Below are 14,575 nucleotides of genomic sequence, written 5' to 3' on the forward strand. Positions count from 1 at the left end.
GGCGCAAACACCTCCCCGGCAAACTCCTCCAACCGGCCCCGACACACAGCAAGTTCCCCAGCCCTCATACAACCAGCGAACTACCACACACCCACCGTGACAAGACCACGTAACAAAGCACTACTAGCGGGTGCGGGACAAGGACGATCCGGTCGCAGCCAACGTCCGCATCAAACTCGCCGCAGTCGCCGATCGCAACGGACAACGAGGTTAATCAAGGCCGGGCGGTCACATCACCCCCGCTCGCCGACACCGCCCTCCCCTCCCGCCCACTGCAGCAGTGCTTGAACTTCCGCCCCCGCCGCATCATGCATGGACACGGCGCATTCCTGCGTGGCCGCACCACCGTGAGCGGCACGGCTGCGCCAACAGCCTGCCCGAGGAGGATGGCGCGGTTGAGGTGCGTGGGGTCCTCCGCCACCATGCCCGGAAGGTTCCGGCCGGCGATGACGATCAGCGAGTCCTGGTGGGCCCGCTCGTACCAGTGAGGAAAGAAGTTGAGCGGCAGCCCGGGCAAGAGGTCGCCTTGGGGGCTGCTGAGGGTGAGTTTGTTGTCGACCAGGCGGGCCTGAAGGTCCCGGCCGGAGACGGGCGGCAGTTCGCGGGGGTCGAGGGGCTTGCCCCCGTTTTCGGTGTGCAGAGTGCGCAGGTTGGTGAAGCCCGACTCCAGGAAGAGCCGGAGGGCGACGTCCTCGATGCGACGGCTGCCGTTGATCGCTCCCCAGCCGCCGTGGCAGTCGAGGACGACTCCGGCACGGTCGCCGCCGAAGAGGATGCATTCGGCGTCGAAGCGATCAGGGGAGCGATCGGGGGCCGGGCCGGTAAGTTCGATCACGTCGGAGAGGTGGCAGTGGGTGTGCGCGAGCCGGAGCATCGGGTGGTGGACGTCCGGGTGGCGGAGGAAGAGGAGTTCGGCCTCGCCGGACTCGTCGATGATCAGGTTGCACATAGTGCAGTACTGCCGGGAGGTGGCGTACCGAAGCGTGAGCGACTCCAGGTCGAATGCGGACAGTTCCTGTTGCACGGAGTCGGAGATCCGCACGCTGCGAAGCCGGGGGAGGTTAGGTGACGGCACAACGGCGTCGTCGCGACCGTCCCGGAGGACGCGAGCGCGGAGTGATTCGAGGACGCGCAGGTCGATTGGGGCGCCGCCCACGAGCTCCACGGGGCTGGGTACGGTCCCGCCCGGTTCCGTCTCCTGGTGGAGTGCGCCCAGGAAGACCAGCGTCTCGCCCGCCTCCGGCCAGTTGCCGAGCGCCTGGTGGAGCACGAATGCCTGCCGGGCGCGGGAACGCGCGGCCTCCGATGCATGGAGGGCCTTCTCGGCGCGGGCCAGGTTGAACAGGCAGGTGGCGCGCAGGGGGCCGTCGTCGAGACGTTCGCTGATCTGCAGGGCCGTGCGGAAAGACGCGGCCGCGGCGGGGTGCTCGCCGGCCTCGGCGTGGCAGGCGCCGAGGTTCGTGTGCAGGGACGTCAGCACGGAGTCCATGCCGAGCCTTTCGGCGAGCGGGATGTTCTTGGTCATCAGGGCGACGGCTTCGTCCCGGTTGCCGGTATGCAGCATGCAGGTCGCGACCTGTGCGCGGGCGGAGAGGAGGACATGGAGATCTTTGTACTCGGCAGCGGCTCGCGCGGTCTGTTCGTACTGATCGGCTGCTTCGGCCCACCGCCCGGCCCGTGCGTGGATGTTGCCCAGTGCCATCCGGCAGTGCAGGACGCCGTCGACGTCGTCGTGCCGCTCGCAGTCGTTGAGTGCCGTTGTGATCGCGGACAGGGCTTCGGTGTGCTGGCCGCGTCGCGAGTGGACGACGGCCAGGGCGCGCGTCGCCCGGGCCCGAGTGCGGGAGGAGGCGGCGTCGCTGAAGTCGGAGACTACGGACCGCAGCATGCGGGCGCCGTCCTGCCACTGCCCCGCGACGACCAGGGCTTCTCCCAGAGCCGCCCGGACCTGGGCGAGTGCCCGCTTCTCGTCGGTGGCGGCGAGGGACTGCTCCGCTTCGGTCAGCAGGCGGACGGCGTCTCCGATCCTCCCCCTGTGCCACAGCAACTGGGCTCGCTTCCGCAGAACATCTGCCTGAAGGACCGGGTTGCCGGACTCTTGGGCCATGTCCGACGCGACCTCGAACTGCGACTCCGCCGTGTCGTGGTGCCCGATACCGCCGCTGTACGAAGCGAAATAGGTCAGGGAGCGCGCCGCATGCTGATGGTCGCCGATTGCGATGGCGAGCTCCGCGCACTGCGCGAGGTAGGTTGCGGCCCGGTCGAGGTCAGCACGATGCGCGGCATCCTCACCGAGCTGGAACAACGCCCGGACCTGGCCCTGCACGTCACCCGTCTCCTGGTGGATGGACAGAGCGGCCTCGAGCGGCTCGGCCGGAGCCGACTCCGGCCGAGCGCTGGCCGGGACCGCCGCGAGGTCCATCAGCGCCCGCGCCTCCCACTCCCGGCTGCCGATGGCCCGTGCCCGTTCGATGTCCCGGACGGACTCCTCCGCCGCTTCCGCCACTCGGCCCGTGCTGCTCAACAGTGTGGCGATCGACCGGGTGGCTAGCATCTCGCCGAAGCCTCTGTTCCGGCTCAGGTCCCGGCTGTTGCGCAGGTAGTTTTCGGCCCGGCGGGTCTGTCCGACCGCCAGGTACGCCTGGCCCAAGTGCCCCAGGGCGAGCACGAGTACCTGATGATGCCCGACGGTCCGCCAGTAGTGCAGTCCGCTTCGCAGGTAATCGATGGCGTCGCGGGGCCGGCCCAGGTTGATCAGCAGCGTCCCCAGACCGAGCTGCGCCATGAACAGATACTCGGCATCATCGGCCGCGCGCGCCGTTTCAGCACAACGGTTGTACAGATCCACCGCATCCTGGCTCTCGCCGAAGTGCCCGGCAACCACAGCCCGGTTGTACAGCGCGGTGGCCGTCCAGTTGGCGCGCCCGGCCAGCTCCCCGGCTTCCTGTACGCACTGGTAGACGCGGTCCAGCTCCTTCCAGTGACTGGCAAGCCGCAGATGCTCGGTGAGCGCGAAGGCGAGAAGCAGTAGGTGGTCCCAAACCTCGTACTGCCGGGCCGTCTCGACGAGAGCGACCGCGCCGGGACGGTCCGCGTCCAGCGACTGCAGCGCTTCAGTACTGCTCTCGGCAGGGACGGTTGCCTCCTCGTCCAGGAAGCCGATCGCATCGGTAGACGACCGCACACGGAGAGCTGTGACGAGACAGGCGTGACGAACGACATCCGCCCGTTGTGTCTCCGACCACGGCGCGGACGTCAGCCGAGCGAAGCGGTGCTGAATTTCGTGCATCACGAATCGGTCGTCGTCGAGCTGCTCGATGAGGCTGAGTTCGACCAGCGAGTCGAGGAGCGCGGCCGTGTCCATCAGGTTGTCGTCGTCGACCTCGTCCAGCGGAGGCTGTGCGATGCCCGCTGCGACGACATCGATGGTGAACGACATGTGCGGCAGAACACCGAGCGCGGAGAAGACCTGTGCCTGGTCGTGTTCGAGCGCGTCGAAGCTCTGCTGGAACACAGGCTGCAGCGCGGTCTGGCCTGCGACGAGGGCCTTGACGCTGCGGTCGGGGTTGGTGATCTCGGACAGGTAGCGGTCGACGTTCACGCGGGGCCGGCGGGCCAGGTGCGCCGCGGCGATGTGCAGGGCGAGCGGGTGACCGGCGCACGCCGCGGACAGCGCGGCCGTCTGCTCGCCGGTCAGCCGGCCAGGGCCGGCGACCGACCGTACGAGCTCCTCGCTGGGCACGGCCGGCAGTGGACCGAGGTCGATGAGGCGGACTAGGCCGCTGAGCCCGCTGAGCTTGACGCGGCTGGTCCCCACCAGCGCGAACGGGCCGTCGACGGAGAGGATCTCAAGGAGTGCCTCCTCCGAGACGATGTCGTCGACGAGCAGCAGAACGCGCTTGTCGGCGAGCGTCGTCCGTAGCAGCGCCAGCTGCTGGTCACGGCGGTCCGGCAGGGGAGGCTCGGGCGGAAAGAGCGCGTGGAGTATCGACGACACGAGGTCCGTGGGGCCGGTCGACAGTGCGAGATTGATGTGGAACTGGCCGTCCGGGTACCGCTCCGCAGCCAGCCGGGACATGCGCAGGGCGACGTCGCTCTTCCCAATGCCAGGAGCCCCGGTCACCACAACTGCCGCCCGGCCGCCGTCGTCCGCGCGCCGCAGCACGTCGAGGCCGGCGAAGATCTCCGCCTCGCGCCCGAACAGGCGCGGGCGCCGTTCGCCGGGCAGGACGGAGTCCTGCACCGAGCGGGACTGTGGGGACGGCAGCGTCACACGGACGTCGCCCGCCACGTACCCAGTGATTGCCACCCCACCGTGCGAGGCGTACGCCGCCCCCGTCGCCCTGACCGAGACGGAGCCGGGCGCGCCGGCCACCTTCGCCGCGCTGACTCCGGTGATCGCGGTACCGCCGTCCGTCGCGCGGGCTTCGCCGCTGTCCCGCACCTCGGCGCCCGGCCGGGCGTCGCCGGGCCCGTTCTCGTCCTCCATCAACCCGCCCCCGAGGCTAGCTGTAGTCGATCCCGGTACCGGCACTGCTGCCGGACCCGTCAGCCGTTGCGTCACCAGTCCGATCCAGCCGCGCCGATCCCGTGCCCGCCCCACCGGGCCTGCGGATCCCGGTGTGCGCCGACCCACCACCGGACGCCTTCGCCTGGCCTGTATCTGTGGCCGAGTCCCCCTGCCGGGGCTGCAACCACGCCCATACCAGCGCTGCGACCCCGGTGCCGACCTGCAACGACGCCCCGACCAGCTCCCCGGTCCCTGGGCCGTTCAGTAACCACACCATCGGTGTCGCCGCGATGCAGGCCACCCCGACCACGATCAGCACGATCTTCCACGGCTGTGTCACGCCGTCCCGCCTTCCCCCTGGCCAACCTTTCCGCAGGTATAGCAGGGACGTTCATGCCGTTGCCACTGGTTCCGGCGGTCCGGGTTATCCGTGGTCGTGCCTTGAGCGATCCGTGCAACGGTGAACAGGGGGGGCGGATCGCTCACCTGTGGCTCACTGTGCAGCGTGCTTACGTGAGCGCAGTCTGGATGCACCAGGGATGCCGAAATCCTGAACATTGCTTCGGGGAGGTGTACGCGGTGAAAAAGGTGTTCGCGCGTCTCCAGAAGGCGATGGCGGTCGCCTGGCGCTCGTCGTTGAGGACTGGCTCCCGGGAAAACCGTAAAGTCACCCCAGGAAGCTCAACCGGACCCGACGGTCCGTGTTATTCGCGTTCGTGTCCACCAGGCAGACGGACTGCCGAGTGCCCGCGTTGTTCGCTGAAGAAGACGTACACGTCAGGTGCGGCCATCATGGTCGCCCCTCCCACGATCGCCAGCGAGCAGTCCCCGGAGTGCAGCGTCTGGACGGCCAGGTGCAGAGCGACCAACGACGAGGAGCAAGCGGTATCCAGGTGGGAGATCGGACGCCGGCACGGTGCCGGTCACACGATGCACCGCGGCTCGGACCGTGGCCTCCGTCCCGGGGCTTTCGGGCTCCCGGTTCCACGGACCGATAACAGGCCGGTTCACCAAGCGGCATGTGGTGCGGGTGAGGTGAGGTGGAGGAGGCCGAATCCGCCGATATCGCCTCGACCCTGACGCAGGCCGCAAAACTCCCCATTCTGGATCAGCCGCAGGCGCTGCACGTACTGCGCCCGTCCCACGACTGACGGAACGATCTGCCGGCGGTTCCGTCGCCCGACCCCTCGGACACGTCAATGGACCATGTTCCACATCTGGTACCGGTTGGTGTGGTTGTAGCAGGTGGTCTTGGCGATGGGGGCGCCCTGCGGGTGGCCCTGGTTCCACAGCAGCTGGTTGTAGTGTCCGTCCTGCCCTCGGTCAAGGCAGAGCACCGCGTTGAGATTGGAGTCCGCCTGGTAGTTGGCGAACTGCCAACTGTTGCGAGGGTTGCCGGAGCTGTTGCCGACCCAGGTCATGTTCCACTGGTCGTGGTAGTCGCTCGAATTGCACCCGGCCGCGCGGGTCGCGAACCAGCCACTGGGATCCGAGACGGCATGCGACCACTGGACTCGCAGGCAGTTGCCCTCCTTGCGATGGACGATCTGCACCCGGTCGTAGTAGCCACCGACGTTGCCGTCGTAGGACACGACGTTCCAACGCTGCCACGGATTACCGGGCTGGCACGGATTGATGTAGACATCGCCGCCGTTGGAGTCCAGGCAGTAGCCGGTGGCGTAGTCCTGGAGCATCACGTTGTACTGGTAGGTGTTCGCCTGGGCGGTGCCCGCTGTTCCCACCACTGCCGCAGCCGCCAGCAGGCCGGCCGCCAGCGCCGATCTCACCCTTAAGCTCACCGGGAGCCCTTTCTCCTCGTACCTCGGTGGTTTTCACGAGAACCCTGGCAGGCGAGCGAACAGGCGAATAGGTGACGGGAGGTCAAGAAACGGTTCATTCCACTCTCGGTGCCCGCGCGCTCAACCCGCCAGGAGATCCGGGCCGCACCTCCGGCCTCCGCCTCGGCACCCACCTCCGCCTGGCCGCCGCGCCCTCCGCTCTGGAATTCCGCGCGTGATGCCACCGGCACAACGCCCGCAGACTCGCCGGGTCGTGGTCATTGCCCGGGGCGACGTGGTCCACGTCCATGGCCGGCGCCGTGCACCACACCCCCGGCGTCCGCAGCGAATCCGACCATCGCCACGCAACTCAGCGCCCTCGCCGCGCCGCTCCTGCGCGACGGCTCTCCGGTTCCCGTTCAGGTCTTCACAGGTCAGTGGTATGGCGATCCCGATACCCTCCCCCTGACCGAGGGGGTGATGTCGCGCTGGTTCCGCCCCGGGACGATGCCGCGACTGCGGCTGTCACTGTCGGGTCAGTGGCGGATAATCTTGACGCCGAAGTGGTTACCGAGGCCGAGGGCGATGCCGATAGCGGCGTGCATGTGGGCGTACATTTCCATGCCTCGGGCGGCGACGAGGCCGCCGAGGTCGAGGATGTCGCTCCAGCCGTAGGACCGGAGCAGTTCGGTGGTGGTCTTCTTGGCCTGCTCGTCGTCGCCGGCGACGAACATGGTGTGGTCGCCGCCCCCGACGGCCTTGGGGTTGACGACGGTGTCCTGTTCCTGGGTGACGAGGGACTTGACGACCCTCACCTCAGGCAGGGCGCGCTGGATCTGTTCGGCGAGGCTGTCGGTGTCGCACGGCTCCAGCTTCGGCATGACACCGAAGGGCGTGGGCCAGGGGTGCTCGACCTGCGGGTTGTAGAGGTAGGGGACGGCGTAGTCGATGAGGGTCTTGCCGGCGAGTTGGTTGGCGATAGCCGTCAGGGCGGCCAGGGCGTTGGCGCCGTCGATGCCGTTGATGACGAGGTCGGCCGTTGCTGCGGCGTTGGCGAAGGTGCGCAGTTGGATGCCGGGGTGGTCGGCCAGGAACTGGCGGTAGGGCGGGTTGCCCATCATGTCGGGCTCGGTGCGGGCCAGGGTGGCGTCGACGTCGCGGGTGCCGACGGAGACGTCGTGGCCGAGTTCGAGGAGCTTGGCGGTGTGGGCGCGGGCGCCGCCTCCGGTGCCGAGGACTGCGATCTTCATGGTGTTGCTCCTTGTTGTGCGTGGGGTCGGTGGTTTTCCGGGTGTCCCGGTGGTCAGCGCCGGGTTTTCTGGGTGACGCCGATGAGGTGGCCGTTGGGGTCGCGGAAGAAGAACTCCCGCCCGGTGCGGTCGTGGTTGGGGACGGTGTCCTTGACGACGTCGACCAGGGGCCGGATGCGCTCGACGGTGGCGTCGAAGTCGGCGACGGTGAAGTAGTGGATGCCCGAGCAGCCGTTGACGGGCCGCATGGCGGGAAGCAGCTCCCGCAGGCTCTCCTGGCCCTGGATCATCAGCGAGGGCTTACCGTCGTGAGTGATGATCAGGAGGGGGTGCTCGGCGTCGAGGGGGCCGGTGTCCAGGACGCCGCAGCCGAGTCTCTGGTAGAAGTCCGCGGTGGCCAGGGGGTCGCTCACGGCCAGTCACGGGGCGATGTTCATCATGACGGGCGCTGGCTTCCAAGTGGTGGGTGGTCAGGCGTACTTGCCGAGATCACTGCTGTGCAGCCGGGCTTTTTCGTTGATGCCGATGACGTAGCCGTCGGGATCACGGAAGTAGAACATCCGCTGCCCGTTGTGGTCGGTGGTCAGCGGCTTGACGATCTCGGCGTGCTGCGAGATCTGCGCGAAGGCGGCTTCGAGGTCGTCCACGCCGAGGTAGAACATGCCGGCGAAACCGACGGGGGTGTCTGCCAGGACGGGCAGCCAGGTCTTCAGGTCGGCGTTGCTGTAGAGCATCGCGCAGAAGGTGCCCTGGTAGAGCAGCATGTGGATGTCGTCGCCGGGGCGGGCGGTGCTGGAGTCGGCGTCGAAGCCGAGCTGACGGTAGAAGGCGAGGCTGGCGTCGGTGTCGCGGACGCTGATGCAGGGTGCGAACGTCATGATCGTCTCCGCGGTAGGGGTGGGTGGGTCAGGCGCGTTCGGGGGTGGCGCTGAGGCAGAAGGGCTGGCCCGAGGGGTCGAGCAGCACGGCCCAGTGCGCGCCGCCGGGCTGGTGGGCCGGCTTGGTGGCGCCCAGCTCGATCAGCCGCCGCTCGGCGGCCTCGACGTCGTCGAAGGCCAGGTCGAGATGGAAGGGCAGTTCATCCGCGGGCCAGTTCGGGGCCCGGAAGTGGCGGGCGGTGTGGAAGACGTAGGTCGCGTGGCCGTCGCTGATGAGGGTGGCCAGGCTGTTGCCGTCGTCGTCCTTGTGCTCGGCGGTGACCTCCCAGCCGAGCGCGGCGGCGTAGAAGTCCGCGAGCGCCCTGCCGTCGGGGGCCCAGAACGCGGACATGCGAACGGTTCCTGTGGGGGTGGCCATATCGGCTCCTCGTGGTCGTGAACAGGGATGCGGGATGCGGGATGCGGATCGCGAGAGGGGTACCCCGTCGGCGCGTCGCCTGCTCCATGCCTTCCGCGGGGCGGTGTCGCCGTGGCCGCACGGCGGCGGGCCCGGTTTCGCGCAGCGGCGTCCCGCCTCTACAGGCTGCGGGAGTGACTCTCGGCGTCCCGGACTCCAATTAGTACATACGTCTCGCATCCTTGTCGAGGCGTACTCGCGAGTAGGGCAAATCACCTAAACATGGACGCGGTCGGGCCGGCGCATATGGCAATCCGTAACCGAAGGGACACAGGAAAGAGGCCCTGATTCCCGATAGAGGGCGACTCACAGGTCTGATCGGAGGCAATTTGATACCTTCGTACAGAAGTCAGTTTCTCCGTAGCGTGTAAGACCCTCGGGAGGGATGTGGTCATGGCTGGGCAGGACGCCACGAGGCGGCGGTACGACCCCAAGCGGCGGATCGAGGAGATCACCAGCGCCACCGAGCAGGTCATTGCCGAGCGCGGCATCGAAGGGCTGACCCACCGCGCGGTCGCGGAGAAGGCCGGTGTCCCTCTGGGTGCGACGACCTACCACTTCGCGACCAAGGACGACCTCATCCAGGCCGCCCTCCAGCGGTCGGTGGACCGCTACGCCGCCTACCTCGCCGACTGGGTCGCCCAACGCCCCGAGCTCACCCCTGAACAGCTCGCCGTGCTGCTCACCGACGCCCTCATGGGTTGCTTCGGACCCCAACGCGACCAGCAGGTGATGGAATTCGAGCTCTACCTCGCCGCCCTGCGTCGGCCCGCGCTGCGCCCGATCGCCGACCGGTTCATCGAACTGAGCGTGAGCGCCCTTCTGCCGTACGTCGACGAACTCACCGCCCGCACCGCCGCCGTGGCCACCAACGGCCTGACCCTGCGGGGACTCGCCGGCACCACGCCCCCCACCCGGGCCGAGGTCGAGGGCGTCCTGCGCCGCATCCTCACCCCCAATCCCAGCCTGCCCGCCCCCGCCACGGACCTAGACACCCCACAGGCCCCCGCATGAGCCCCGCCGTTCCCCGCATCACCGACGCGCAGCGCCGCGCCCGCCTGGTCCGCCGCCACCTGCCCGGCCCCGGCCTGCGGCTGACAACCACCCGTGAGGTGGTCGAATCGGTGCTGGCCCTGCACGCCACCGACGCCGCAACGGTCTACCTCTCGGCCGCCGCCCGCCTGGGCGACCCCCGCCACGAATCCGTCGAACGCGAGCTGTACGAGCGGCAGGAGTTGCTGCGGATGACGGCGATGCGCTGCACCCTCTTCGTTGTCCCCACCTCCCTGGCGCCCGTGATGCTGGCCGCCGTCGGCCGGCCGAACGCCGCAGCCCGCACCAAGGGGCTGCTGCGCCAACTGGAAGGGAACGGCTACGGCGATGCCGCCTGGCTGGAGAACGTCAGCCGTAGCGCGCTGGAGGTCGTACGGGAGCGGGGCGAGGCCACGACGGCGGAGCTGGCCACCGCCGTACCGGGCCTGGACCGGCAGTTGGTGGTCTCGCCCGGCAAGACGTACGAGACGCGCCGCAGTATTGCCACCGATCTGCTCTTCGCCCTGGCCGCCGGCGGACACCTCACCCGCGGTAGCCGCCGCGGCGGCTGGACCAGCAACCAGCATGCCTGGACCCCCGCCCCTGAACTGCCGGATATTACCGCTCCGTTGGCCCGTGCAGAGCTGGTCCGGCAATGGCTGACCGTCTTCGGCCCCGGCACCCTCGCCGACCTGAAGTGGTGGACCGGCTGGACCCTCACCGAGACCCGCAAGGCCCTCGCCGCCACCGACGCCGTGGAGGTCCGCCTGGACGACGGCCCCGGCTACGCCCTGCCCGAGAATCTCGAAGCGCCGCCGGCTGCCGAGGCTGAGCCGGCCGCCGCGCTGCTGCCGGCCCTAGACTCCACCCCGATGGGCTGGCGCGACCGCGGCTTCTACCTCGACCCCGAGCACGTGCCCGCCCTCTTCGACCGGATGGGCAACATCGGCCCGACCGTGTGGTGGAACGGCCGGATCATCGGCGGCTGGGCACAACGCAAGGACGGAACCCTGGCCTGGCGACTGCTCGACGATCCCGGACGCGAGGCCCGTACCGCCATCGAGGCCGAGGCGGAACGGACGACGGCCTTCCTCGGGGAGCGCCGCTTCACCCCCGCCTACCGCACGCCGCTGGAGCGCGAACTCGCCTCGTGAACCCACGCCCGCAGCGGCCGGCCCGTCAGACGGGCCCACCGGCCCCTTCGCCATCACCCTGGGCGAGGTAGCAGTTGGTCTCCCAGATGACGCCGTACTTGTCGCGGACGGCACCGTAGGCGGCGCCCCAGAACCGGTTCTCCAGGGCTTCGAGGACCTTGCCGTCCCTGGCGAGCCTGTCGAAGGCGGTGCGCTGCTCGGCGGGGTCCTCGTAGACCAGGCCGATGTGGATGTTGTTGCCGATGATGTGCTCGCCGTCGGCTTTGGTGTCGGCGGTCAGCTCGGCAACGCCCAACGCGCTGCCGTCGGAGAACTGGAGCTTGGAGTAGACGACCGTCTTGTCCGCGCCGGGCGTCTTGTCCATGCCGGGCACCTGGGACAGCAGCATGGTGCGCTCGGTGAGCTCCTCGACATCGAAGGCATCGGTGTAGAAGGCGATGGCCTCCAGACTGTCGCGCACGTACAGCAGGGGCACGAAGCGCTGGAAGATTTCCTCGGTGACCACGGTGGGCTCCTCTCTCACGGCCGGGAATGGTGAGGAAACGGGGTGTTTCGCCCGGCGTCTTCGACGGTAGAGGGCTGATAGGTCATCGAACGTCCTAATGCTCGGCGAAGGTGATCGGCATGAGAGCCGAACCAGGAGAGACCCGAGGTACGAGAGATCCCGCCGCCCGGCTGCTGCAGTTGCTCTCCCTGCTGCAGGCCCCGCGCGACTGGACGGGCGCCGAGCTGGCCGAGCGGTTGGCGGTCACGCCCCGCACCATCCGCCGCGACATCGAGCACCTGCGGGCACTGGGCTATCCCGTTCAGGCGACCCAGGGCAACATCGGCGGTTACCGGCTGGTCGCCGGGACGGCCATGCCGCCGCTCCTCCTGGAGGACGATGAGGCCGTGGCCATCGCCATCGGCCTGCGCACCGCCGCGACCGCGGCGGTCAGCGGCATCGAGGACACTTCGCTGCGGGCCCTGGCCAAGCTGGAACAGGTACTGCCGTCCCGTCTGCGGCGCCGGGTGTCCCATCTCGCCGAGGCCGCCACCTGCATTTCTCAGCCTGTTGCCGGCCCTGACGCTGATCTCCTTGCCGCGCTCGCCGCGGCCTGTGTGGCCCACGAGAGGATCCGTTTCCGTTACGCCCCGGCCCGCGGCGAGCCCGCACGACGGCTGGCCGAGCCCAACCGCTTGGTGGCCGCAGGGCGGCGCTGGTACCTCGTCGCGTACGACGTCGACCGCGGCGACTGGCGCACCTTCCGCGTCGATCGCATCGATGCCCTGCATCGCACCGGCGCTCGCGTCCCCGAACGCGAGCTCCCCGACGGGCAGGACGCCGCGGCGTATGTGGCGGGCGTCCTGGGGGCTGGGCCGGGCAAGTGCCGCGCCGAGCTGATCGTCCATGCCCCCATCGAGCGCGCTGCCGAGGGTGTGCCGGCCTCGCTCGGCGTCCTGGAGCAGTTGGACGAGCACCGTTGCCGGCTGCGGACGGCCGTGGACTCCCCCGAATTCCTCGCCTTCCGCATCGCCGCCCTGCGCCTGGACTACACCCTGATCGGCCCGCCCGAGATCGTCCCGCACCTGCGGCGGATCGCCGAACGGGCCCTTGGCGCCATCGAGACGACCCAGGGCCCTGACGGGCGAGGTTGAGTGTTATGCCCGGTCGTTGATCCGCCGGCGGACGTCGAGTGTGATCTGGAGTCCGTCCAGCGCGCTCTCGGGCGTGAGCCGGGAGGTCTCCTTTCCGGCCAGACAGGCCAGTACGTGGTCGATGACGGCCGCATAGGTGTCGCGCTCGGGCAGGTCGAGGGGGCGCCGCCCGGCGTCGGTGTACTCGATGAGGCGGGTGCGTCCCTGCCCCTGGGCGCCCCCGGCGAACTCCGTCTCCAGGACGCCGTCGGCGAAGACGGCCCGCGAGCCCCCGCTCATGCCGTAGGTCTTGGGCATCAGGGCGGAGGCGGCACAGCGCGCCAGTACGCCGCCGGGGTAGAGCAGCAACGCTTCGCCGGCCGAGCCGCGCCACGCGCCCTCGGCGCCGAGGGCGGTGACGGACTCGGGGCGGCCCAGGGCGGTGGCGAAGAGGTCGAGCTCGCTGTGCATGGCGTCCATGACGAGGGAGTCCAGACGCAGGTCGTACCCCTCCCACAGCAAAGCGGTGCGGACCTCGCTCTCCCAGGTGCGCAGCGGCCCGTACGTGCCGTCGGCGATGGCCTTGAGGAGGTACTCGTTGACGGGGCTGAAGCGGGCGAAGAGATCGACGAACGCCTGCCGTCCGGTGGCGCGTTGGGCCTCGACGACGCGGTGTGCGTCCTCCATGGAGGTGGCCAGCGGTAGCTCGCACAGCACGTCCTTGCCCGCCTCCATGGCCCGTACCGCGTGGTCGGCGTGGAACGGGGTGGGCAGACAGACGTCGACGAGGCCGATGTCCTGGTCGCCGTAGATCTCATCGAGGTCGGTGGTCGTGGTGAAGCCGAACTGCTCCGCGATCGGCTGGAGTTTGGCCGGTGTGCGGCCGAAGACGACGACGTTCTCGACGTCGGGGCGGGCGGCGTAGGCGGCGGCGTGCGCGCGGCCGAAGCCCGTGCCCAGAAGACCTATCTTCATCGTGCGTCCTCCTCGCTGTGGTGAGGGTTGCCGCCCTTGCTGTTGCCGTTGTCGAACGCCCCGAAGCGGTTGCCGCGCGGGTCCAGCAGGCGGGCGAAGCGGCAGTCGTCGGGCGAGGTCTCGGGCCCCTGCTCGGCACGAGCACCGGCAGCGACGGCCTTGTCGACCAGGCCCGTGACGTCGTCCGTCAGAAAGCACGGCATGGCATAGTCGGCGCCGCCCTTGCGCCCGCTGTGGTCGTACAGCCCGCCGACCGGGTACGGGCCGCCGGTGACGATGGACTGGTACGGGCCCTCGCCCTCGAACCTCCAGCCGAAGGCCCGCGTGTAGAAGTCGCGGGTGGTTCCCGGGTCCGTGGTGCCGATCTCGAACCAGCCGAACGCTCCGGGCCGCGGTGCGAAGGCGACCTGCTCCATCTGCTCGTGGGTGGCCTCCATGCGGTCCTCGAAGCGGGCCGCGTTGCTCTGGGAGAACAGCGAGAAGACATTGCCCTGCGGGTCGCGCAGCCGGGCGAAGACGGTGACGTCGCCGACCGGGGTGGGCGGGATCTGCACGCTCGCGCCCAGCCCGCGCAGCCGCTCGACGTCGGCGGCCACATCCGTGGACAGGATCGAGAGGTTGGATGCCTCGCCGACCCCGGCCTCGCCTTCCCGGCTCGTCACGGCCCCCATCGGCCAGGGCATGCCGGGAGCCATGATGCGGAGGTAGGTGTTGCCGTCGATGGAGGAGTCCGGGTCCTTCTCGAAGGACCAGCCCAGCAGCGGGCCGTAGAAGCCCTCGACCGCCTGCGGATCGGCGGTGGCGAACTCGAACCAGACGACGTTCCCGGGGGACATGAAACTGCTCATGGCAGACCTCCTGTGGCGTGTGTGGGGGAAGGGGAGAAGCGCGATGTGCGCTGGTCTCACGGTAGGAACCCAATAG

At 69.2% G+C, this 14,575-nt stretch carries 12 protein-coding genes and 2 pseudogenes; 3 read left to right on the plus strand and 11 right to left on the minus strand.

All coding sequences use genetic code 11. From position 1 onward, the window contains the following. Nucleotides 1–214: 214 nt before the first annotated feature. The 8 genes and pseudogenes from ACLJT4_RS32460 to ACLJT4_RS32495 all read right to left on the minus strand — a co-directional run bounded on the left by ACLJT4_RS32460 (nucleotide 215) and on the right by ACLJT4_RS32495 (nucleotide 8,807). Nucleotides 215–4,489, minus strand: a complete 4,275-nt coding sequence (locus ACLJT4_RS32460; protein WP_411127803.1) for a tetratricopeptide repeat protein — start codon at nucleotides 4,487–4,489, stop codon at nucleotides 215–217. 688 nt (nucleotides 4,490–5,177) lie between these two features. Further along, nucleotides 5,178–5,258: pseudogene (locus ACLJT4_RS32465) on the minus strand (YjbQ family protein); the annotation flags it as partial. Nucleotides 5,259–5,310: 52 nt separating this feature from the next. Beyond that, nucleotides 5,311–5,379, minus strand: a pseudogene (locus ACLJT4_RS32470) (beta-ketoacyl synthase N-terminal-like domain-containing protein); the annotation flags it as partial. Between the two features lie 327 nt (nucleotides 5,380–5,706). Then, the gene (locus ACLJT4_RS32475; protein WP_411127805.1) at nucleotides 5,707–6,297 is read right to left on the minus strand and encodes a hypothetical protein; all 591 of its coding nucleotides are present in this window, start codon (nucleotides 6,295–6,297) and stop codon (nucleotides 5,707–5,709) included. 527 nt (nucleotides 6,298–6,824) lie between these two features. Continuing rightward, nucleotides 6,825–7,538: an NADPH-dependent F420 reductase gene (locus ACLJT4_RS32480; RefSeq protein WP_411127807.1), complete on the minus strand. Its 714-nt coding sequence runs from the start codon at nucleotides 7,536–7,538 to the stop codon at nucleotides 6,825–6,827. Between the two features lie 53 nt (nucleotides 7,539–7,591). Next, nucleotides 7,592–7,951 (minus strand): VOC family protein, encoded by a 360-nt coding sequence (locus tag ACLJT4_RS32485; RefSeq protein ID WP_411127809.1) that lies wholly within the window; start codon nucleotides 7,949–7,951, stop codon nucleotides 7,592–7,594. A gap of 57 nt (nucleotides 7,952–8,008) precedes the next feature. Further along, nucleotides 8,009–8,416: a VOC family protein gene (locus ACLJT4_RS32490; RefSeq protein WP_411127811.1), complete on the minus strand. Its 408-nt coding sequence runs from the start codon at nucleotides 8,414–8,416 to the stop codon at nucleotides 8,009–8,011. 28 nt (nucleotides 8,417–8,444) lie between these two features. After that, entirely contained in the window at nucleotides 8,445–8,807 is a 363-nt protein-coding gene (locus tag ACLJT4_RS32495; protein ID WP_411127813.1) for a VOC family protein, read from the minus strand. A gap of 459 nt (nucleotides 8,808–9,266) precedes the next feature. Here ACLJT4_RS32495 and ACLJT4_RS32500 point away from each other — a divergent pair, with 459 nt between their 5' ends. Both ACLJT4_RS32500 and ACLJT4_RS32505 read left to right on the plus strand, forming a co-directional pair. Beyond that, the gene (locus ACLJT4_RS32500) at nucleotides 9,267–9,887 is read left to right on the plus strand and encodes a TetR/AcrR family transcriptional regulator (RefSeq protein ID WP_411127815.1); all 621 of its coding nucleotides are present in this window, start codon (nucleotides 9,267–9,269) and stop codon (nucleotides 9,885–9,887) included. Further along, complete coding sequence (locus tag ACLJT4_RS32505) at nucleotides 9,884–11,059, plus strand: winged helix DNA-binding domain-containing protein (RefSeq protein WP_411127817.1); 1,176 nt, start codon at nucleotides 9,884–9,886, stop codon at nucleotides 11,057–11,059. Before ACLJT4_RS32500 ends, ACLJT4_RS32505 begins: the two co-directional genes overlap by 4 nt. 25 nt (nucleotides 11,060–11,084) lie before the next feature. On the opposite strand, the gene ACLJT4_RS32510 is transcribed toward ACLJT4_RS32505, so the two are convergent. Further along, nucleotides 11,085–11,564, minus strand: coding sequence for a VOC family protein (locus ACLJT4_RS32510; protein ID WP_411127819.1), 480 nt, complete (start codon nucleotides 11,562–11,564; stop codon nucleotides 11,085–11,087). Nucleotides 11,565–11,683: 119 nt separating this feature from the next. Between ACLJT4_RS32510 and ACLJT4_RS32515 the strand changes: the two genes are divergently transcribed. After that, complete coding sequence (locus ACLJT4_RS32515; RefSeq protein ID WP_411127821.1) at nucleotides 11,684–12,697, plus strand: helix-turn-helix transcriptional regulator; 1,014 nt, start codon at nucleotides 11,684–11,686, stop codon at nucleotides 12,695–12,697. 3 nt (nucleotides 12,698–12,700) lie between these two features. Here the strand turns inward: ACLJT4_RS32515 and ACLJT4_RS32520 are convergent, their stop codons facing one another. Beyond that, nucleotides 12,701–13,651, minus strand: a complete 951-nt coding sequence (locus ACLJT4_RS32520) for a Gfo/Idh/MocA family protein (RefSeq protein ID WP_411127823.1) — start codon at nucleotides 13,649–13,651, stop codon at nucleotides 12,701–12,703. Continuing rightward, nucleotides 13,648–14,499, minus strand: coding sequence for a VOC family protein (locus ACLJT4_RS32525; protein ID WP_411127825.1), 852 nt, complete (start codon nucleotides 14,497–14,499; stop codon nucleotides 13,648–13,650). The genes ACLJT4_RS32520 and ACLJT4_RS32525 overlap by 4 nt, the downstream gene beginning before the upstream one ends. Between the last annotated feature and the right edge of the window lie 76 nt (nucleotides 14,500–14,575).

Source organism: Streptomyces sp. x-19 (assembly GCF_046549115.1).
GTDB lineage: Bacteria > Actinomycetota > Actinomycetes > Streptomycetales > Streptomycetaceae > Streptomyces > Streptomyces albulus_C.

What these genes read in the sequence shown, in the direction of transcription:
- ACLJT4_RS32515 (WP_411127821.1), top strand. Translation starts at nt 11,684, where the DNA reads ATGAGAGCCGAACCAGGAGAGACCCGAGGTACGAGAGATCCCGCCGCC.
- ACLJT4_RS32520 (WP_411127823.1), bottom strand. Translation starts at nt 13,651, where the DNA reads ATGAAGATAGGTCTTCTGGGCACGGGCTTCGGCCGCGCGCACGCCGCC.
- ACLJT4_RS32480 (WP_411127807.1), bottom strand. Translation starts at nt 7,538, where the DNA reads ATGAAGATCGCAGTCCTCGGCACCGGAGGCGGCGCCCGCGCCCACACC.
- ACLJT4_RS32495 (WP_411127813.1), bottom strand. Translation starts at nt 8,807, where the DNA reads ATGTCCGCGTTCTGGGCCCCCGACGGCAGGGCGCTCGCGGACTTCTAC.
- ACLJT4_RS32500 (WP_411127815.1), top strand. Translation starts at nt 9,267, where the DNA reads ATGGCTGGGCAGGACGCCACGAGGCGGCGGTACGACCCCAAGCGGCGG.
- ACLJT4_RS32505 (WP_411127817.1), top strand. Translation starts at nt 9,884, where the DNA reads ATGAGCCCCGCCGTTCCCCGCATCACCGACGCGCAGCGCCGCGCCCGC.
- ACLJT4_RS32490 (WP_411127811.1), bottom strand. Translation starts at nt 8,416, where the DNA reads ATGACGTTCGCACCCTGCATCAGCGTCCGCGACACCGACGCCAGCCTC.
- ACLJT4_RS32460 (WP_411127803.1), bottom strand. Translation starts at nt 4,489, where the DNA reads ATGGAGGACGAGAACGGGCCCGGCGACGCCCGGCCGGGCGCCGAGGTG.
- ACLJT4_RS32525 (WP_411127825.1), bottom strand. Translation starts at nt 14,499, where the DNA reads ATGAGCAGTTTCATGTCCCCCGGGAACGTCGTCTGGTTCGAGTTCGCC.